Origin of the sequence: Rhizobium sp. CB3090 (genome assembly GCF_029714285.1) — a bacterium.
GTDB lineage: Bacteria > Pseudomonadota > Alphaproteobacteria > Rhizobiales > Rhizobiaceae > Rhizobium.
Genome location: NZ_CP121662.1, coordinates 2,818,606 through 2,838,738, shown reverse-complemented (window position 1 = coordinate 2,838,738; position 20,133 = coordinate 2,818,606). Strand labels below are relative to the sequence as shown.

At 59.9% G+C, this 20,133-nt stretch carries 20 protein-coding genes and 2 tRNA genes; 16 read left to right on the top strand and 6 right to left on the bottom strand.

Annotated elements, in window-relative coordinates; genetic code table 11:
• Positions 1–127 precede the first annotated feature (127 nt).
• Positions 128–1,372 carry a hypothetical protein gene (locus QA646_RS13675; RefSeq protein ID WP_283055973.1) on the top strand — a complete coding sequence of 415 codons (1,245 nt, stop codon included), beginning with the start codon at positions 128–130 and terminating at the stop codon, positions 1,370–1,372.
• A gap of 414 nt (positions 1,373–1,786) precedes the next feature.
• Here the strand turns inward: QA646_RS13675 and QA646_RS13670 are convergent.
• Positions 1,787–1,861 (bottom strand) — tRNA-Thr (locus QA646_RS13670).
• Positions 1,862–2,016: 155 nt separating this feature from the next.
• Here QA646_RS13670 and QA646_RS13665 point away from each other — a divergent pair.
• From QA646_RS13665 to QA646_RS13605, 13 genes are all read left to right on the top strand, one after another.
• Positions 2,017–2,286 (top strand): hypothetical protein, encoded by a 270-nt coding sequence (locus tag QA646_RS13665; RefSeq protein WP_283055972.1) that lies wholly within the window; start codon positions 2,017–2,019, stop codon positions 2,284–2,286.
• Positions 2,287–2,428: 142 nt separating this feature from the next.
• Entirely contained in the window at positions 2,429–3,721 is a 1,293-nt protein-coding gene (murA, locus tag QA646_RS13660) for a UDP-N-acetylglucosamine 1-carboxyvinyltransferase (protein WP_283055971.1), read from the top strand.
• A 131-nt stretch (positions 3,722–3,852) separates the two neighbouring features.
• Complete coding sequence (locus QA646_RS13655; protein WP_283055970.1) at positions 3,853–4,296, top strand: DUF2948 family protein; 444 nt, start codon at positions 3,853–3,855, stop codon at positions 4,294–4,296.
• Between the two features lie 152 nt (positions 4,297–4,448).
• Complete coding sequence (gene hisD, locus QA646_RS13650) at positions 4,449–5,747, top strand: histidinol dehydrogenase (protein ID WP_283055969.1); 1,299 nt, start codon at positions 4,449–4,451, stop codon at positions 5,745–5,747.
• Positions 5,748–5,750: 3 nt separating this feature from the next.
• Complete coding sequence (locus tag QA646_RS13645; RefSeq protein WP_283055968.1) at positions 5,751–6,224, top strand: UPF0262 family protein; 474 nt, start codon at positions 5,751–5,753, stop codon at positions 6,222–6,224.
• Positions 6,225–6,229: 5 nt separating this feature from the next.
• Positions 6,230–6,697, top strand: coding sequence for a low molecular weight phosphatase family protein (locus QA646_RS13640; protein WP_283055967.1), 468 nt, complete (start codon positions 6,230–6,232; stop codon positions 6,695–6,697).
• Between the two features lie 142 nt (positions 6,698–6,839).
• Positions 6,840–7,058, top strand: a complete 219-nt coding sequence (infA, locus tag QA646_RS13635) for a translation initiation factor IF-1 (RefSeq protein WP_004117876.1) — start codon at positions 6,840–6,842, stop codon at positions 7,056–7,058.
• A 57-nt stretch (positions 7,059–7,115) separates the two neighbouring features.
• Entirely contained in the window at positions 7,116–7,736 is a 621-nt protein-coding gene (locus tag QA646_RS13630; RefSeq protein WP_283055966.1) for a Maf-like protein, read from the top strand.
• A gap of 5 nt (positions 7,737–7,741) precedes the next feature.
• Positions 7,742–7,951 (top strand): DNA gyrase inhibitor YacG, encoded by a 210-nt coding sequence (gene yacG, locus QA646_RS13625; RefSeq protein WP_283055965.1) that lies wholly within the window; start codon positions 7,742–7,744, stop codon positions 7,949–7,951.
• A gap of 184 nt (positions 7,952–8,135) precedes the next feature.
• Positions 8,136–8,211 (top strand) — tRNA-Phe (locus QA646_RS13620).
• Positions 8,212–8,694: 483 nt separating this feature from the next.
• Positions 8,695–10,641, top strand: a complete 1,947-nt coding sequence (locus QA646_RS13615) for a PrkA family serine protein kinase (RefSeq protein WP_283055964.1) — start codon at positions 8,695–8,697, stop codon at positions 10,639–10,641.
• A gap of 18 nt (positions 10,642–10,659) precedes the next feature.
• Entirely contained in the window at positions 10,660–11,931 is a 1,272-nt protein-coding gene (locus tag QA646_RS13610) for a YeaH/YhbH family protein (RefSeq protein ID WP_283055963.1), read from the top strand.
• A complete protein-coding gene (locus QA646_RS13605) occupies positions 11,931–13,478 on the top strand; it encodes a SpoVR family protein (RefSeq protein ID WP_283055962.1) in 1,548 nt (515 codons plus the stop codon). The genes QA646_RS13610 and QA646_RS13605 overlap by 1 nt, the downstream gene beginning before the upstream one ends.
• Before the next feature lie 87 nt (positions 13,479–13,565).
• Here the strand turns inward: QA646_RS13605 and QA646_RS13600 are convergent, their stop codons facing one another.
• The 5 genes from QA646_RS13600 to QA646_RS13580 all read right to left on the bottom strand — a co-directional run bounded on the left by QA646_RS13600 (position 13,566) and on the right by QA646_RS13580 (position 18,353).
• Entirely contained in the window at positions 13,566–14,486 is a 921-nt protein-coding gene (locus QA646_RS13600) for a DUF6030 family protein (RefSeq protein WP_283055961.1), read from the bottom strand.
• A 139-nt stretch (positions 14,487–14,625) separates the two neighbouring features.
• Positions 14,626–15,336, bottom strand: coding sequence for a copper homeostasis protein CutC (locus QA646_RS13595; protein ID WP_283055960.1), 711 nt, complete (start codon positions 15,334–15,336; stop codon positions 14,626–14,628).
• Positions 15,326–16,252: an ROK family protein gene (locus QA646_RS13590; protein WP_283055959.1), complete on the bottom strand. Its 927-nt coding sequence runs from the start codon at positions 16,250–16,252 to the stop codon at positions 15,326–15,328. Before QA646_RS13590 ends, QA646_RS13595 begins: the two co-directional genes overlap by 11 nt.
• A 92-nt stretch (positions 16,253–16,344) precedes the next feature.
• On the bottom strand, positions 16,345–17,697 hold the full coding sequence (locus QA646_RS13585; protein ID WP_283055958.1) for an ATP-binding protein: 1,353 nt from the start codon (positions 17,695–17,697) through the stop codon (positions 16,345–16,347).
• The gene (locus tag QA646_RS13580; RefSeq protein WP_283055957.1) at positions 17,694–18,353 is read right to left on the bottom strand and encodes a response regulator transcription factor; all 660 of its coding nucleotides are present in this window, start codon (positions 18,351–18,353) and stop codon (positions 17,694–17,696) included. The genes QA646_RS13585 and QA646_RS13580 overlap by 4 nt, the downstream gene beginning before the upstream one ends.
• Positions 18,354–18,584: 231 nt before the next feature.
• On the opposite strand from QA646_RS13580, the gene QA646_RS13575 reads away from it, so the two are divergent.
• Entirely contained in the window at positions 18,585–19,040 is a 456-nt protein-coding gene (locus tag QA646_RS13575) for an RbsD/FucU family protein (RefSeq protein WP_283055956.1), read from the top strand.
• 56 nt (positions 19,041–19,096) lie between these two features.
• Positions 19,097–20,050 carry a sugar-binding transcriptional regulator gene (locus QA646_RS13570; protein ID WP_283055955.1) on the top strand — a complete coding sequence of 318 codons (954 nt, stop codon included), beginning with the start codon at positions 19,097–19,099 and terminating at the stop codon, positions 20,048–20,050.
• Positions 20,051–20,133 lie beyond the last annotated feature (83 nt).

Here is a 20,133-nt window from a genome sequence, read left to right as displayed (position 1 = left end):
CGACTAAGCTGAGGCGGTATGCCTGTGAGGAGCGCCAATACGAAATTTTGATGTTCCCTCTCATACCCACTTCCGCTTTCGCAAAAGTTGAGCAATGACTAGCCAATTACAATGCGAGAGGGCGAACATGGATAAGCGTTTGGACGAAACATGGTCGATGTTGGAAAGCATAGCGGCGGGGCTCGCGCAACAAGCGAATGGCAATGCTTTAATATCCGACGCTGGGGGATGGAACCACCCTGCAATTACTGCCCTTGGACTGGCACAGGTTTTTTCTCAGATAGCTACTTCACTTAGAGACGCGAATATATCGGAGCTAAGTGACGAAGAGGCTAACCTTATAACTGCGGTAAATCGGGCTCTGACGCACCTCTACGCGTCCGTCCTGCCGAACTACACGGGCAATCCAATGGCTGCTGGAGGCGCACTGCTCTCGTCGCTATCATTTATTCAAGGCGCTCTCTCGCCCTGGTTGGGTTGGTCATCAATTCCAAAGTCTCGATATCCTTCTTCGCTCGCGCGGCGGCTCAATCAGTTGGAGTCAGATTTAGCCAATATCATGCCGGACAAGGAGCGATTGACTGACCAAGTGAGCCTCATTTCCAATGCTGTGGATGCGGCCGAGGCTCTACCGACTACGATTCAAGAACTTAAGACAACGCAGCAGCAGGTCCGCGATATATCGAGCAAAGCTTCGGAATTTATTGGCAAGATCGGCACTCTGCACGCAGATGCTTCGCTCACAAAGGAGGAGATCGATAGAACTGCCGCCGAGGGCAGGGAGTTAATTAAGCAAGCCTCTGAGGCTTATAGGATAACGACCACGATAGGCTTGGCTGCCGCGTTCGACGATAGAGCGCGGAAGCTCAACAGCTCAATGTATATTTGGGTAGCGGGGCTAGGCCTTTCGCTTATTCTGCTTCTGATTATCGGAGCGTACCGATTGTCAGCCATGCATGAGGTTTTTAGCGCGCCAACCTTCGATTCGGCGCGCGTGTGGACGCAGATCCTGCTTTCGATTTTGAGTATTGGCGCGCCGGTCTGGTTTGCTTGGTTATCGACGAAGCAGATTGGCCAGCGTTTTAGGCTCGCCGAAGATTATGCATTCAAAGCTTCCGTCTCGAAAGCTTACGAAGGATATCGCCGTGAGGCAAAATCTCTCGATCCTACTTTCGCTGAGGTATTGTTTAAGTCCGCCTTATCACGACTAGACGAGGCTCCACTGAGGTTGCTGGAGATGAGCACGCATGGGAGCCCGCTGCATGAACTCGCGGAGTCTCGCGTGGCCGCAAAACTGATCAAGGCGCTGGATCGATTCAATCGACGTAGTGACGATAGCCGGAGACCAGCATCTCCAGAGGGGGAGAAGTAGAAGCGCAAGCAAGAAGTCGTGCCCGGCTTATACGGGTGGTCTTGGCGTTGCAGCAGGCTTGATGGGATCCGCGCCTGCAGAAATGGCTCCGAGTCAGAGCGGAGACTGTTTCTGCGACTCCGGCAAATATTGCGTCGGCCCGCGAGGGGGACATTACTGCATGACCCATGAAGGCACGAAGAGTTATCTACGCCACGATTAAGCGCGGCCCGGAACTCTCCGTGCTCTCTTGGCGCCGCTTGAACGGCTCAAACTCATCATCGCCGCTCGCTAGGAGAACGCATAAAGAACGGACTGCACGGATTTTGCACGCTTCGCTAGTGCAATTCACCGTTCGTTCCGTGCAGTTAAGCGCAATTGCGTAAGCTTATCTCGTTGCCAGTTGGTTAAGTACTTGACGAACAAGGGGAAAACTGGTGCTGCTAGAGAGATTTGAACTCTCGGCCTCTCCCTTACCAAGGGAGTGCTCTACCCCTGAGCTATAGCAGCAAACCGTGGCGCAGTTGGTTGCGCCGTATTGGGCGAGGCGGCTATTGCCATAGCTGAGAGGTAAGTGCAAGCCGCAAATTTCAAGTTCGGTGAAAGATCGCTGGAAAAATTATGTCGGTCTTTTGAAGGCTGGGGATTTCGGCTATGGGAAGGGGATGTGTGCGGATAAGACGAAAACTGGTGATGAGCAGCGCTTGCAGGGCGGTTTGACGGCCGGCGAGGCGGGGGAAGGCGCGGGCGCGAAGGTGAATATCGAGGCGGAACGGCGCCGCGAGCGGGCGGCTCAGAAGCTGCGGGAAAATCTTGCCCGTCGCAAACAGCAGGTCCGGGCACGCCGCGCAGGCCAGGCGGACGAGACGGATGGGCTTCCCGCAGCAAATTCGTCCGATGCGAAAGATACCGCCGCAAAAATGGACGAATCGTAGTGATTTGATGTTGGTCATCATCAAACAGCCATCAAACGAATTGAAGCCTTAAACTATTTCGTCTAAACAGCGCTCTCTCCCCAAACGTGTGGAATTTGGCGCACTGAACTTCAGGAAAGGCGGGCCCCGCCCGTAGTCATATATGGATCGTATCAGGATTGTCGGCGGTAACGAACTCAACGGTATCATTCCGATCTCCGGCGCCAAGAATGCAGCTCTGCCTCTGATGATCGCCTCGCTGCTCACCAGCGATACGCTGACGCTCGAAAACGTGCCGCATCTTGCCGATGTCGAGCTTCTGATGCGCATCCTCGGCAATCACGGCGTCGATGTCGCCGTCAACGGCCGGCGCGAGCGCCAGGAAGACGGCTATTCCCGCACCATCCATTTCACCTGCCGCACCATCGCCGACACCACCGCGCCCTATGAGCTGGTCGCGAAGATGCGCGCCAGCTTCTGGGTCATCGGGCCGCTGCTTGCCCGCGAGGGCCAGGCGCGCGTGTCGCTGCCGGGCGGATGCGCCATCGGCACGCGGCCGGTCGATCTCTTCATCGATGGCCTGACGGCGCTCGGCGCCACCATGGAAATCGACGGCGGCTATATCAACGCCACCGCGCCGAAGGGCGGCCTGATCGGTGCGCGTTATGTCTTCCCGAAGGTTTCGGTCGGCGCGACGCATGTGATGATGATGGCGGCGACGCTCGCCCGCGGCACGACGGTCATCGGCAATGCCGCCCGCGAGCCGGAAGTCGTCGATCTTGCCAATTGCCTCATTGCCATGGGCGCCAAGATCTCCGGCGCCGGCACCAGCACGATCACCGTCGAAGGCGTCACCTCGCTTTCCGGCGCGCGCCACCGCGTCTTGCCAGATCGTATCGAGACCGGCACCTATGCCATGGCCGTCGCCATGGCCGGCGGCGATGTCCGCCTGGAAAACACCGATATGGCGCTGCTCGACACGGCGCTGGAAAGCCTGCGCCGCGCCGGGGCCGATATTTCGGCGACCGAGAGCGGCATTCGCGTCCGGCGCAACGGCGTCGGCATCAAGCCGGTCGATATTGTCACCGATCCCTTCCCGGGCTTCCCGACCGACCTGCAGGCGCAGTTCATGGCGCTGATGACCCGCTCGACGGGCACCTCGCATATCACCGAGACGATCTTCGAAAACCGCTTCATGCATGTGCAGGAACTCGCCCGCCTCGGCGCTAAGATCTCGCTTTCCGGCCAGACCGCCAAGATCGAGGGTGTCGAGCGGCTGAAGGGGGCGCCGGTCATGGCGACGGACCTGCGCGCCTCCGTCTCGCTGGTCATCGCCGGCCTTGCCGCCGAGGGCGAAACGCTGGTCTCCCGCGTCTACCATCTCGATCGCGGCTTCGAGCGGCTGGAAGAAAAGCTGACGCGCTGCGGCGCCGTCGTCGAGCGCATCAGCGACTAATTCCGGTCGTTCATGAGAAGAGACGGGAGAAGCCCGTTTTCTCCGGTTGCGTCTTGCCCGCCCGCATCCTATTTCCATCACGGGGAAATGCCGGTATCGGCATTTCCGTGGCGATCGGGGATATCACGCGAATGACCAATCTCAAGCTAATGGCACTCGACAACGAAGACCTGGGCGTGATCTCCGCGCATATGCAGGACAGCGTCTTCAAGGTTTCCGACATGTCCTATGCGCCGCGGCTCGGGCAATTTTCCGTTGCCGCCAACCGCTTCGTCTGGGAACTGTCGGATCAGAAGGACAAGCCGTTCGAGCGCCATCGCTCGGCGCTGGTGTTCAAGCGGGTGCTGGCGGTGCGCTCCAGCGGCGTCGACCGGCGCCAGCGTGACGAGGTACTGTCGCTGCTCGCCATCCGCTTCGATCCGAAGGGCGAGGGACCGGATGGCACGATCGAGCTGACGCTCGCCGGCAAGGCGACGATCGCGCTCGATGTCGAATGTATCGAAGTTCAGCTTGCAGATATTGGCGGCGCGTGGGAAACGGCTAACAAGCCCAGTCATCCGGACGAGGCCGATTAGAGCACTTCCAGGAAAAGTGCGAAGCGGTTTTCCATCCGGAATGCGTAAAAACAAAGAGGTAGAGCGGGAAAGCGATTCCGTGAAACGCTGAACCGCTCTAGGCGAACGAATTTCGGTCGCTTGCGGCCGCCCGAGTAAAAGGATTATCAGCGTTGGCTATCTGGCTGGATCAGGCATCGGAAGGTTTCGAGCAGCAGTTTGCCGCTTTTCTGACGACCAAGCGGGAAGTGTCCGAGGATGTGAACGCCGTCGTACGCGCCATCATCGATGATGTGCGGGCGCGGGGCGATGCGGCTCTTGCCGATTATTCCAAGAAGTTCGAGGGCATCGATTTCGCGACGACGCCGATGCGCGTCAGCGAAGCGGAGATCGATGCGGCTGTTGCCGCCGTCCCTGCCGAAGTGCTGGGCGCGCTCAAGGTCGCCGCCACCCGTATCGAATCGCATCATCGCCGGCAATTGCCGAAGGACGATATCTATGAGGACGATCTCGGCGTCGGTCTCGGCTCGCGCTGGACGGCGATCGAAGCCGTCGGCCTCTATGTGCCCGGCGGCACGGCGAGCTATCCGAGCTCGGTGCTGATGAATGCCGTGCCGGCCAAGGTCGCCGGCGTCGACCGCGTCGTCATCGCCGTGCCGACCATGAAGGGCGCGGTCAATCCGGCTGTGCTTGCAGCGGCCCGCATGGCCGGCGTCGAGGAAATCTACCGCATCGGCGGGGCGCAGGCGATTGCGGCGCTTGCCTATGGAACCGAGACGATTGCCCCGGTCGCCAAGATCACCGGTCCCGGCAATGCCTATGTCGCCGCCGCCAAGCGGCAGGTTTTCGGCACCGTCGGCATCGACATGATTGCTGGTCCGTCGGAAGTGCTCGTCATTGCCGACAAGCACAATGATCCGGATTGGCTGGCCGCCGATCTTCTGGCGCAGGCGGAGCACGACGAGGGCGCGCAGTCGATCCTGATTACGGACGATGCTGCATTCGGCAAGGCCGTGGAAGGCGCGGTCGAGCGCCAGCTCAAGCAACTCAGCCGATCGCAGACGGCGGCTGCAAGCTGGCGGGATTTCGGCGCCATCATCCTGGTTTCCGACCTGAAGCAGGCCATTCCCCTCGCCAACCGCATCGCCGCCGAACATGTCGAGCTCGCTGTCGACGATCCGGATGCGCTGCTTGCCGGCATTCGCAATGCCGGCGCGATTTTCGTCGGCCGTCATACGCCGGAAGTGATCGGCGATTATGTCGGCGGCTCCAACCATGTGCTGCCGACCGCCCGCTCCGCGCGCTTCTCGTCCGGGCTCTCGGTGCTTGATTTCGTCAAGCGCACCTCGATCCTGAGGCTCGGTCCCGAGCAATTGCGCACGCTTGGACCGGCGGCAATCGCGCTCGCCAATTCCGAAGGGCTCGATGCCCATGCGCGGTCCGTTGCGATCCGCCTCAATCTCGAAGGGTAGGGCATGACTGACAGCGTCTTCCGGCTGAGCGACGTGGTCTTGGACGACACGATCGGCCGTTCGACGCCCGACGTCGAGCATGAGCGCGCCGTCGCGATTTTCGACCTGATCGAGGAAAACAGTTTTGAGCCTGTCGGCCATAACGGCGGGCCTTATCGCTTGAACCTGTCCCTGGTCGATCAGAAGCTCGTCTTCGATATCCGCACGGAAGCGGGGGGCGTCGTCGCCACCCATATCCTGTCGCTGACGCCGTTCCGGCGGATCGTGAAGGACTACTTCATGATCTGCGAAAGCTATTACGAGGCCATCCGCTCGGCCACCCCCAGCCGCATCGAAGCCATCGACATGGGCCGCCGCGGCATTCACAATGAGGGCTCGCGGACGCTGATGGACCGGCTGAAGGGCAAGATCATCGTGGATTTCGACACGGCCCGGCGGCTTTTCACACTCGTCTGCGTGCTCTACTGGCGCGGGTAACGGCGATGGAACAGCCGAAAGCCATCGAACATAACGGAAAGGCGCCGGGCGCCATTCTCTTCATGTGCGGACTAAACACGATCCGCTCGCCGATGGCCGAAGCGATCGCGCGCGGAATGCTGCCGCAGGGCACCTATGTCGCCTCGGCCGGCGTCCGTGCCGGCGAGCGCAATCCCTTCGTCGATGTCGTGCTGAGCGAAATCGGTCTCTCGCTCGGACGGCGGCAGCCCCAGACTCTGGAGGAGCTGGAGGATGATTTCTTCGATGTCATCATCACGCTTTCTCCCGAAGCGCATCATGCGGCCCTGGAACTGACGCGCGCCAATGCCATCGACGTCATCTATTGGCCGACCATCGATCCCTCGGTTGCGGGCGGCACGCGCGAGCAGATCCTCAATGCCTATCGCGAGGTGAGAGACAATCTTCTCGGCATGATCGAAAGCCGGTTGGTCGAGCATCGCGGCTCTCTTTAGAGTGCCGCGTTAAACAAATGCAGAAAGCCTTATCAACGAGGTTCACAAAACCGTGGCGATTGTGTAGTTTCCGCGCAAATTTCCGGCGGCCTTACTTTTTGTCATGGACGCCGGCCTCAACCCCACAGGAAAAGAAGCTTTAATGCCGAAAGAAGAAGTCCTTGAATTTCCCGGTGTCGTCACCGAATTGCTGCCGAACGCGACCTTCCGCGTGAAGCTGGAAAACGAGCATGAGATCATCGCTCACACCGCCGGCCGCATGCGCAAGAACCGCATCCGCGTTCTCGCCGGCGACAAGGTGCTCGTGGAAATGACACCCTACGACCTGACCAAGGGCCGCATCACCTATCGTTTCAAGTAGTCCGCAGCTCGCATCCGAGCCGGCCCTCCGTTTGCCGCCTGTCACGGTCGAGGTTTTATGGCGCTGAAACACAAGCTGATACTGGCCTCCGGATCGCCGCGCCGCGTCGATCTCCTGCATCAGGCGGGGATCGAAGCGGCACGCCTGATGCCCATGGATATCGATGAGGCTCCGAAGAAGTCGGAGCACCCGCGCTCGCTGGCACGCCGGCTTTCGTCGGAAAAGGGCGAGGCGGCGTTCGCGGCGGTGAAGGGTGATGTCGCATGGCAGGGAAGCTATATCCTTGCCGCAGATACGGTCGTCGCTGTTGGACGGCGGATCCTGCCGAAAGCGGAATTCGTCGACGAGGCGTCTTCGGCGCTGCATCTGCTCTCCGGCCGCAGCCATGTCGTCTATACCGGCATCTGCCTGATCACACCGGACCGCAAGCTGCGCCAGAAGGTGGTCGAGACCAAGGTCCGCTTCAAGCGGCTGTCCGGCAAGGATATCGACATGTATCTCGCCTCCGGCCAGTGGCGGGGCAAGGCCGGCGCCTACGGCATACAGGGGCTTGCGGGCTCTTTCGTACAGAAGCTGATCGGCTCCTATACGAATGTCGTTGGTTTGCCACTTTATGAAACCATGCTGCTTCTCGCGGGCGAAGGATTTGACGTCTACGCGGAATGGCAGGAAGGATGATCGTCATGGCGGACGATAACAGGATCAAGATGGGCGCAAAGATCGAGCCGCTGCGCAAGACACGAGCTTGCTCGGAATGCGGTCGGCCCTCGGTGCGCGAGCATTATCCCTTCTGTTCGGATCGTTGCCGCTCACTCGATCTGTCGCGATGGCTGAACGGCTCCTATGCCATTCCCGTTGCGGAGGACGAGACCAAGGCCTCCGACGAGGAATAGGCGCTTCGCCATTTCGTCGAAGCCATTCATTTCATTTGCGAATTGTCAAAAATCCATTTCCTGTCAAAAAAGAGTCATTTGCGGCTGGACATGGGCGAACAAGATGCTATAACCCCGCTCGCTTCCGGGGCGAACCAACCGCCCAGGGTCTTCGAAGACCTTTCGATCGGCGTGAAGCAGAGATGCCCAGGTAGCTCAGTTGGTAGAGCAGCGGATTGAAAATCCGCGTGTCACTGGTTCGATTCCGGTCCTGGGCACCATTCTTGCTTTCCTCTCGAGATCATCGCGATTTTCGAAAGCCTCCCGGCTGCGATATGACGCGGCGCATGTGCGGCACGGCAATCCCTGATGCGTATCCTCTGGCCCTGATGCGTATCCTCTGGCAAGCGGCGGCGGCGCGAGGTCGATTCCGCTCCAGTTTCCAATTCTGAATTTCCCCCTCGTTTCAACCGGAACATCGCGGCTGATGGCCCTCTGAAAGGGCGAGCCGAATCGCGCCTTTGTGTGGCCTGTCAAGCGCGTCTAATGGTGGAGGTATGGGCGGAGTTCGCAACTTTAGAGGTATTAATTATTAATTCCGGTGAAAGAACCTTTCAAGATATTGATGGCTAATGCAATCAAGCGTACGAATTATTGAAGGGTCACCTATTGATTCGAAGCGAGTATTACCGCACCTTAGATACTAGCGGGAAACGATCCCGTTAAGTCCGGCGTTTATTGCAATAGCAAGCTATCGAGGCGCCATGTTAAACAACGATGTGCTATTCAACACGTTCGCCCGTTCTTTCGAAGCACGGCGCGAAGTCGAGATGTCATTCTCCGAATACCTGGAAGCGTGCCGGGATGATGTGCTCATGTACGCGAATGCGTCGGAGCGCCTGCTGGCCGCGATGGGTGAACCGCTGCTGATCGATACGGCCAAGGATACCCGCCTCGGGCGTATCTTCATGAACCGAACCATCCGGACCTATCCGGCTTTTTCGGGCTTCTTCGGCATGGAAGAGACGATCGAACGCATTGTCGCCTTCTTCCGCCATGCGGCGCAGGGGTTGGAGGAGCGTAAGCAGATCCTCTACCTGCTCGGCCCCGTCGGCGGAGGTAAATCCTCGCTTGCCGAGCGGCTGAAATCGCTGATGGAGGTCCACCCGATCTATGTGCTGAAGGCCGGAAATGAGCTCAGTCCGGTGTTCGAAAGTCCGCTCAGTCTATTCGATCCCGTGACGATGGGGCCGATGGTCGAGGAGCGCTACGGCATCCCTCGCAGGCGTCTGACCGGGCTGATGAGCCCGTGGTGCCTGAAGCGGCTGGAAGAGTTCGAGGGCGATATTTCCCGCTTCCGCGTGGTCAGGATACAGCCGTCCAGGCTGCGACAAATCGCCGTCGCCAAGACCGAACCGGGTGATGAGAACAACCAGGACATTTCTTCGCTGGTCGGCAAGGTCGATATCCGCAAACTCGAAAGCCTGGCGCAGAACGATCCCGATGCCTACAGCTATTCCGGTGCGCTCAATCGCGCCAACCAGGGCATTCTCGAATTCGTCGAGATGTTCAAGGCGCCGATCAAGATGTTGCATCCGTTGCTGACGGCAACGCAGGAGGGCAATTATATCGGTACCGAGAATATCGGCGCCATTCCCTTCTCGGGAATCATTCTCGCTCACTCGAACGAGTCGGAATGGCAGAGCTTCAAGGCCAACAAGAACAATGAGGCCTTCATCGACCGCATCTGCGTCGTGAAGGTGCCCTATTGCCTACGGGTCACCGAAGAGCAGAAGATCTACGAGAAACTGATCGAGGAATCCGAGCTCAGCGACGCGCCCTGCGCGCCGTCGACGCTGGAGACGCTTGCCCGCTTCACGGTTCTCACAAGGCTTGCCAAGCACGAGAACTCGACCGCCTTCTCCAAGCTTCGTGTCTATGACGGCGAAAGCCTGAAGGAGACCGATCCGAGGGCGCGCAGCGTGCAGGAGTATCGCGATGCGGCCGGTGTCGACGAAGGCATGGACGGGGCCTCGACACGCTTCGCCTTCAAGGTGCTGGCGGCGACCTTCAACTACGATACGACGGAGATCGGTGCCGATCCGGTGCATCTGATGTATATGCTGGAGCAGGCGATCCGCCGCGAGCAACTGCCGCTCGAAACCGAAAAGCTCTATATAGAGTTCATCAAGAGCGAGCTTGCACCGCGCTATGCGGAATTTATTGGACATGAGATTCAAAAGGCCTATCTGGAATCCTATGCGGATTACGGCCAGAATCTCTTTGACCGATATGTCGATTATGCCGATGCCTGGATCGAGGATGTCGATTTCAAGGACCCGGATACCGGCCAGCTTCTGGACCGAGAGCTTCTCAACCAGGAACTGACCAAAATCGAAAAGCCGGCGGGTATCGCCAATCCCAAAGACTTCCGCAACGAGATTGTGAAGTTCTGCCTGCGGGCGCGGGCAAGCCACGGCGGTAAGAATCCGTCCTGGACCAGTTACGAGAAGATTCGCGAAGTCATCGAAAAGCGAATGTTCTCCCAGGTCGAGGACCTCCTGCCGGTGATCTCGTTCGGATCCAAGAAGGATGGCGAGACGGAAAAGAAACATGGCGAATTCGTCGAACGCATGATGGCGCGCGGCTATACCGAGCGTCAGGTTCGGCGGCTTGTGGAATGGTACATGCGTGTGAAACAGGCAGGATGAGCCACCAAGGAAGAAGGAATGCACATTGTTGACCGGCGCCTGAATCCAGGCGGCAAAAGTCTAGAAAATCGTCAACGGTTTTTGCGAAGAGCAAAAGCGCTGGTGCAGAGGGCGGTCTACGAATCCTCTCAAAATCGCGACATTCAGGACATTCTGAAGGGCGGCGAGATCAGCATTCCCATCGATGGAACCGAGGAACCCCGGTTCCATCGCGGCCCGGAGGGCCTGCATGAGCATATCCTTCCCGGCAATAAGGACTTCCTTGAGGGCGATATCCTTCCGCGGCCGGAGAGCGGTGGGGGAAGGGGGCGAGCAGGCGGCGAGGGCAGCGGCGAAGACGCCTTCCGCTTCATTCTCACCCGCGAGGAATTCCTCGACCTTTTCCTTGACGATCTTGAACTTCCCGATCTTGCCAAGAAGCGACTGACGACGACCGATCAGCCCAATCCTGTACGCTCGGGCTATTCGGTCACGGGGTCGCCGGCTAATCTTGCCATCAACCGCACTATGCGGCTGGCGATGATGCGGCGCGTGGCTCTGCACCGTCCGAAGCCCGAGACCGTCGCCGAGCTGATCGCGGAGGCGGCCGAATGCAAGGATGAGGAGCGCCGCGCTGCGCTCGAGGCCGAGATCAAGGTGCTGGAATCGAAGGTCCGGCGCATTCCCTACATCGACCCGATCGACATCCGCTACCGCCGTTTCGAGAACGAGCCGAAGCCGGTGGCCCAAGCCGTGATGTTCTGCCTGATGGACGTCTCCGGCTCGATGTCGGAGCACATGAAGGATCTCGCCAAGCGCTTCTACATGCTGCTCTACATTTTCCTGACGAGGCAGTATCGCCGCGTCGAGATCGTCTTCATCCGTCATACGGATGTGGCTGAAGAGGTGGATGAGGAAACGTTCTTCCGCAGCCCGGCGACCGGTGGCACACAGGTGTCGAGCGCCCTCGAAGCCATGCGGCGGATCGTTCACGATCGTTTTCCGCCATCGGACTGGAACATCTATGCGGCGCAGGCGTCGGATGGCGATAATGCCTATTCGGACAATGCGACGGCGGCGGCGCTCCTCACTGGCGCCATCCTGCCGGTCAGCCAGTATTTCGCCTATCTGGAGGTGGGGGAGGCGAGGAGCGTCGCGATCTCTTCCGGTTCGGCGCTGTGGTCGCTCTATGAGCGAATTCAGGTGGGCTGGCCGGTGCTGTCGATGCGACGGGTCAGCGATCGCAGCCAGATTTACCCGGTCTTCCATGATCTTTTTCAGCGCCGGGCGGCGGAAACCAGGAGCGGATAATGGCAAAGGCGTCGATGGAGCGGCTTTTCGAGGGTGCGGACTGGGATTTCGGCACCATCCAGCGGATCCACAATGCCTGCGAGCGAATCGCCATCGGCGAGCTCGGCCTTGATGTCTATCCCAACCAAATCGAGATCATCACCGCCGAACAGATGCTCGATGTCTATTCCTCGATCGGTATGCCGCTGTTCTACAAGCATTGGTCCTTCGGCAAGCATTTCGCGCATCACGAGGCTTTTTATCGCAAAGGTCTGCGCGGCCTTGCCTACGAGATCGTCATCAACAGCTCGCCTTGCATCTCCTATCTGATGGAGGAGAATACGGCGACGATGCAGGCGCTGGTGGTCGCCCACGCCGCCTTCGGGCACAATCATTTTTTCAAGAACAATTACCTGTTCAAGCTCTGGACGGATGCGGAGGGTATTCTCGACTACCTCAACTTCGCCAAGGGTTATATCGCCCGTTGCGAGGAGCGCTATGGTCATGCCGCCGTGGAGCGGACGCTGGATGCGGCGCATGCGCTGATGTCGCACGGCGTCCATCGCTATGCTGGCAAGAAGACGCTCGATCTTCGCGACGAGGAAAGGCGCGAGCGCGAGCGGCGCGAATATGACGAGCGGATCTTCAACGATCTCTGGCGCACGGTTCCAGTCGTAAAGGGCAAGAAGGCGCCCGACCTCGATTTGGAACACCGGCGTTCGCTCACCGGCCTGCCGCAGGAGAATATCCTTTATTTCCTGGAGAAGATGGCGCCGCGGATGAAGCCGTGGCAGCGGGAAATCCTGCGCATCGTCCGGCATGTGGCGCAATATTTTTACCCGCAAAGCCAGACCAAGGTCATGAACGAGGGTACGGCGACCTATGTGCACTATCGTATCATGACGCGGCTGCACGAGCTTGGCGGTATCGGTGACGGCGATTTCCTCGAATTCCTGAAATCGCACACCAATGTCGTCTTCCAACCTTCCTTCAACGATCCGCGTTTTTCCGGCTTCAATCCTTACGCGCTCGGTTTCGCCATGATGCAGGATATCGAGCGGATCGTGACGAAGCCGAAGGATGAGGATCGGAATTGGTTTCCTGATATCGCCGGGACTGGCGATGTCATGGCGGTGCTGCGCGATCTCTGGGCTAATTACCGAGATGAGAGTTTCGTATCGCAGTTCCTCAGCCCGCATCTGATGCGCAAAATGCGCATGTTCCACCTCACGGACGATCCGGAAGAGGAGGAGGGATTGCTGGTGGCGGCAATCCATGACGAGCGCGGCTACAAGCGCATTCGGCGCGAACTGGCACGGCAATATGATGTTGGTTGGATCGATCCGCATATCGAGATCGTCGATGTCGATCTTGCCGGCGACCGGCGGCTCATGCTGAAGCATACGGTGCTGAATGGCGGCGTGTTAGAGGATATCGATGCCAAGCGCGTGCTGCAGCATCTTGCCGATCTCTGGAGCTATGACGTGCTGCTGCAGGAGGTCGACCGCTCCGGCTCCGTACTTCGCGACCACCTCGTCCATCCGCGTCCGTCGGCCATTGCCGCTTGACGGTGCAAAATTTCAGGCCGCTTCTTTCGACTGGCGATAATGGCCGCTGACCGCAACAAAAAGCGGGTAAAATTCGCGAGCAGTTTGCTATTTTGCAGGTGGCGACGGGAGCGTCCAGCGTGCCTTGTCGAAGACGATGGCGGTGCGGATCTGTTCCGGCGCTTTTCTCTCCAGCCCTAGCTGAAGATTAAAACTCCTGTCGTTGCGGAACTCCCGGAAGAAGGCGAGCTTTGCACCGAAAGCTTCCAGCGTCACGTCCTGCAGTTTGCCGATCGCTTCGAGTGCCGTCTGGAAGTCGAGCCAGCGGGTTTCGGTCAGCAGCAGCACGACGGCGTCGACGAATGTCTCGCCGATCGCCCGGCCGTCGGCATTGTCGGGCATGATCACCTTGATGCGGATATTGTCGAGTTCTCCGGTCGGCGTGCCTCGAACGATAATGAAGAAGGACGCGGCGTTGGGATCCCCGTTGCCGCCCTTCTGGATCTCGTAGCTGCATTCGAAGGTTCCGGCGCCAAGTGCGCTCTGCCGCCATTCGCCGACGGACAGGCCGGACTTCGAAAGGTCGGCGCAGAGCGTCTGGCCCATTATTCGCCAGCTTCGTACGAATGCGCCGCGCAGGGGATCGACGGGCGGGTCGAATATGTGGGAGCGCCGGGCCGGCGGCGGCTTCGCCGCTGCCGGTTTTTTGGCAGCTGTGACCTGCTTTTGTGCTGGTGCGGCTGTCGTCGTCCCTGGATTGGCCGGCGCAGTCTTCGCGCCGGCGATTTCGGCTGGTTTCGAATTGGCAGTTTGGGCGGGGGCGGTTTGTGGGTCGGCTGTTGTCACGACGGGGCGGGAGGGCTGCTGCGCTGACCCCTTGAAAAGATCGAGATGGTAGCGGGCATCAAGCGCTCTCAGATTACGCATGTCGTTGGCAAGAAACGCCGTGGCCAAAATGATCGAGCCGATGACGATCGCCGCAATCCAGAAGACAGCCCTGCTTTTCTTGCGAGGTGGCGCGACCGACATGGTTCAGATCTACAGCTACTCCAGAGGAAACCTGCTTAACTGCAATGGGTTGGCATTCTGCAGCCGATCCATAGCTACAGAATATGCGTTTATGAACGATTGATCACTCTACCAATTCTTGTCAAATCGCAGTGCTTGCTCAGGCGAAATATGCCTTGAGCGCCCTGACGGTCGCAGCGTCGGTGCGGCGCACCGCTGGGGTCGAAAATCCGAAGGCGAGCAGGCGTTCATCCGTCTCAGGATCGGCAACGGAACAGGACGCATGGATTTCGCTAATCGCCAGTCGCGGCCAGAGCTTGCCGATCGTTCTGATGTTGACGCCCGAGCCGGGCATGATGGCGATGCGGCCGGCGGCAATGGCGATCGCCTGTTCCAATGCGCCGGCGCCTTCCACGGCTGTCTTCTCGCAGCCCGAGGTCAGAATGCGCTCGAAGCCGAGGGATATGGCGAGCTCCACTGCCTCTTCGATATCGGGAACGAGATCGAAGGCGCGATGCAATGTCTTGCCGAGGCTTCCGGCATGGGCGACAAGCGCGCGGAGCGTATCGCTGTCCAGGCGGCCGTCCGGCAGGGAGGCGCCGAGCACGACGCCCGCTAGACCTGCGTGGCGGGCAGCATCGATATCGCTCTTCATGACATCCAGCTCATCGGCTGAGTAGACGAAGCTGCCGGCGCGCGGGCGGATCATGGCATAGGCGGGGATGGGCGCACGCGCCGCCGCCAACATCAGGCCGGCACTCGGCGTCAGGCCTCCGACGGCAAGGGCGCTGCAAAGCTCGATGCGATCTGCGCCGCCCGCAATGGCGGCGTTGAGGCCGGCAATATCCTCGACGCAGACCTCAAGCAGCATGGCTTTGCTCTTCGGCAAATTTCAGTCCCAGCAATGCCGCGCCGATCAGCCCGGGTTCGACCTTGCATTCGCTCGGCACGACGAGCGGGCGGTCGAACTTGCGGAGGATGCGTGAGCGCACCGCCGCGTCCAGCCGCGCCAGCAGGGGCTCGACATTGGAAAGGCCGCCGCCGACCGGGACGATGGTCGCGCCGGTGATGTTGATGGTCAACGCCAGAGGTGAGGCGACGAGATCGACGAGGATATCGATCGTCCGTTCCGCCTTGGCGTCGCCATCAAGCCATTGCCCGATGATCTCCTCGCTGGAAAATTCCAACCCATGCAGGGTCTTGTGCAGGCGCTCGACGCCGCGAGCGCCGCCGATGGTGTCGACGCAGCCCATCTGACCGCAGCCACAGGGATAGGCGGGAATGACAGCCGGCGGATGACCGGCGAAGGAGGCGATGATCGGCCCGTGGCCCCACTCGCCGGCAAAGCCGCCGGCAGCGTTGACGAGACGGCCATCCGCCACAAGGCCGCCGCCGACGCCGGTGCCGAGAATAGCGCCGAAGACAATGCGGTGGCAGCGCCCCGCGCCGGACATCGCTTCCGCCATAGCAAAGCAATCGGCATCGTTGGCGATCAGGACGGGATAGCCGAGTTCCGTTTCCAGTTCGGCGGCAAGGCGACGGCCATCGATGCAGGGAATGTTGGCACAGATGAGCGCCTGCGTATCGGGGTCCACGACGCCGGCAATGGAAAAGGAAATGCAGTCAGGCTTCTCGCCGGCTTCGGCGATGACGGCGCGCAAGGCCGCGACGAATGCGCCGAAATCATACTTTGGCGTCGGGCGGCGGGCGAGCGGCGTGATGTCCGTCATGGAATAGGCGATGCCGCCCTTGATGGCAGAGCCCCCGATATCGAAAGAAACGATCATGAATATTAGCCTGCAGGAAACGTCTCGCGCTTGCTCGCACCCTTTGCCGGTCTTTGCAAGGCCAATCCGCGCTTCTCCCGGTCTCGCCTTCCTCAAGCTTCGGGCGGGATGATCCTGGCCTCAAATCCGTCCACCCGACCGGTTGCGGGGGACAGGAGATCGAGGCGGCCGCCGATCTGGGCAACGATGCGCTCGGCAATGGCAAGGCCGAGGCCGGAGCCGGAGGCTTTCGTCTTGCCGCGCCAGAAGCGCTTTTTCAAATCGGCCAGTTCCGCTTGCGAGAACACATGCCCGCCATTCAGGATATGGATCGTTCCGGCCTTCTCGATCCTGACGGTCACTTCGTCATCGGTCGGACCGTGAATCAAGGCGTTTTCGATCAGGTTGCGCATAACGATGGCGAAGGCGTCGATATCGACGTTGCGGATCAGCTTTCCGTCTGCCTCGTTTTCCAGGAGAATGCGGCCCGCCGTACCCGTATCCCGGTCATAGTCGCCGATCACGGTTTCAACGACGGCGATCAGATCGGCGGGCTTGTCGCCGGTGCCGATGCCGGCCTGGGCGCGGGAGAGCTGCAGCAGTTTTTCCGCCAGGCGGCCGAGATTGGAGAGCGAAGTCTCGATCCGTCCGGCGCGTTCGGTGAGCGGCCCTTTCGGCAGTTCGGCAATCAGACGCTGGGTTTGCGCGAGTGCGCCGGCGATCGGCGTGCGCAGTTCATGGGCGCTGTTGGCGGTGAATTCGCGCTCGGCCTCGAGGGCGGAGCGCAGGCGGCCCAGCAACAGATTGACAGAGCGACCTATCGGCTGGAGTTCGCGCGGCAGCGTGTCGCTCTCCAACGGGGCCATATTGCCGCCGTCCTTGGTGGCGATCTCCGATCGCAACCGGTCGATCGGCCGAAGTGAGCGGCCGACGATGAACCAGATGGCGACAATGCTGCCCGGGATGAGGGCAAGCAGCGGCCAGAGCAGGGCGACGCCGCTCTCGCGCGACGCTTCCCGGCGGTTCTTGAAGGCGTCGGCGACATGCAGGAAGAGCGAGCCGTCAGAGGAGGATTCGGTGTAGATTCGGTATTTCGGAGTGTTGTGGAAACCGATCTTCAGAGGCACGTCGTAGGGCGTTTTCGGTGCATCATGGGAGTGCAGGATGAGCTTGCCTGTCACGTCGAGCACCTGGTAGGTCAGATATTCCTTGTTAAGTCCCCTCTCCATATTTTCGAGGGTTTGCGGGTCTGCAGAGGGATCGCGATCGGCAAGATCGTCGACCACAAGCGGCATCAGCCGCTGAGCGGTTTCCTGCAACGCGCCGTCGAAAGTCTCGGAGAGCTCCTTGTTGACCACATAGACGCCGATGCCGACGGCGATCAGCCAGAACAGGACGACCGTGCCGGTCAGCGCCGCGATCAGGCGGCGGGTGATGCTGGTGCGGTTGAGACCCTTGCGCGTCATCGTTCACCCAGGCAATAGCCGACGCCGCGGGCCGTGCGGATGCGGTCCTTGCCGATCTTCTTGCGCAGGCGGCTGACATAGACCTCGACGGTGTTGCTTTCGATTTCCGAACCGAAGGCATAAAGCGCTTCTTCGATCTGGTCCTTCGAGACGATGGCGCCCGGCCGCGCAACGAGTAGATCGAGGACGGCCCATTCCCGCCCGGTCAGCACGATATCCTTGCCGGAAAGCGTGATGCGCCGTTGCGGCAGGTCGATTTCGAGATCGGCAAAACGAACGGTCGGCTGCGGGCTGCCGCTGTAACGGCGGGCCACCGCCATGATGCGGGCCGTAAGCTCGCCGAGATTGAAAGGCTTGACGAGATAATCGTCGGCACCGCTGTTCAGGCCTTCGATACGGTCGGAAATCTGGTCGCGGGCGGTCAGAATGATGACGGGCGTCTCGTCCGGTTTGCGGCGCAGTTTCTTGAGGAAATCGATGCCGATGCCATCGGGAAGCTGAAGGTCGAGCAGGATGAGACCGTAATGCACGGCGCTGGTGACTTCTGCCGCATCGGCGAGATTTTTCACCCAGTCGATGGCATGCGGAGTCGCAGCGATATGGTCGCGAACCGCGCCGCCGATCATATCGTCGTCCTCGACCAGAAGAATCCTCACCCGTCCCTCGCAATATCGCCGGCGCATCAGTTAATGCCGACGAACCTATCCGGTCAATAAAGGCCGAAATAAGCCATAATCCGAAGCACAGTTCTTATCCTTGGGTTCTCCGGATGACAACGTTCACGACGGCTATGGACAGAGATCGGAGCCGCGATTACTTCTTTGCTCCCAATAAGGAGCGCGGTTGTCGGAACCGCCGCGGATCGAAGAGCTTGAGGAGACCTGTTCATGCTGAAGGGAATTTCACCGCTGTTGAATGCGGATGTGCTGCATGCGTTGAAATCGATGGGGCATGGCGACATGCTGGCGATCGTCGACACGAATTTTCCCGCCGATGCGATTGCGCGCCAAACCAGGCTGGGCCACCTGCTGCGGATCGACAACGTATCCGCGGCCGAAGCTGTCGCGGCGGTGCTGTCGCTAATGCCGCTCGATACGTTCATCACCGATGCGGCGGCGCGCATGGAAGTGGTGGGTGCGGCCGATGACGTGCCGCAGGTTCAGAAGGAAGTGCAGGCGGCGATCGATCGCGCCGAAGGCAAGCACTGGCCTTTGACGCCGGTCGAGCGTTTTGCTTTCTATGAACGGGCAAAAGCCGCCTATTGCGTGATCCAGACCGGCGAACGCCGCTTCTATGGATGTTTCACCTTGACCAAAGGCGTCATCCCGCCGGAAACTGAGTAACGTGCCGCACTGGTGCCGTATCGGGTCAACGGGTGCTGCTTTCGCAGAGGAATGTGATGGTCAGGAAGTTGGATTCCCAGGGGCGGCTTGACGATGCGGCGCGAGCCGGCTGGCTGTATTATGTTGCCGGGCGGACGCAGGACGAGATCGCCATCGCCATGGGAATCTCCCGGCAGTCGGCACAGCGGCTGGTCTCGCTCGCGGTTGCCGAAAGGTTGATCAAGGTGCGGCTGGATCATCCGATCGCCGTCTGCCTCGAATATGCGGTGGCGCTACGGGAAAAATTCAAGCTCAGACATGTCGAAGTGGTGCCGAGCGATCCCGGCGGGACATCCTCCACAGTCGGCATTGCCGAAGCGGGAGCTGCGGAAATCGAGCGTTGGCTGAAGCGCAGCGATCCGATCGTGCTGGCAATCGGCACCGGCCGCACGCTGAAGGCCGCGGTCGATCAACTGCCGGTCATCGAATGTCCGCAGCACCGGGTCGTATCGCTGACCGGCAATATCGGTCCGGACGGATCGGCCGCCTATTACAACGTCATCTTCAGCATGGCCGACGCAATCAAGGCGCGCCATTATCCCATGCCGTTGCCGGTGCTCGTCTCCTCGGCCGAGGAGCGCGAACTTCTGCATGCGCAGGCGCTGGTACGCTCGACGCTCGATATCAGCGCGCAGGCCGACGTGACTTTCGTCGGCGTCGGCGAGATGGGCATCGAGGCGCCGCTTTGTCTCGATGGCTTTCTTGAGAAGAACGAGATGCTGGCGCTGATGAAGCGGGGAGCGGCCGGCGAAATCTGCGGCTGGGTGTTCGATGGCGACGGCAAGTTGATGTCGGACGCGATCAACGACCGTGTCGCGAGTGCGCCGCTTCCGCCGCGCGAAGCCTCTTACGTCATCGGAATAGCCAAGGGCAGACGCAAGTTCGAGGCTATCAAAGCGGCCGTCACCGGCCATCAGATCAATGGCTTGATCACCGACGAAGCGACCGCTGAGTTTCTGCTCAAAGATTGAGCAAAAAATAATCCTATAAAAACAAAAGGATGAGCTGCTTGTTCGGCAACGCAGCAATGAATTCGCATTGACATTTTGTCGCA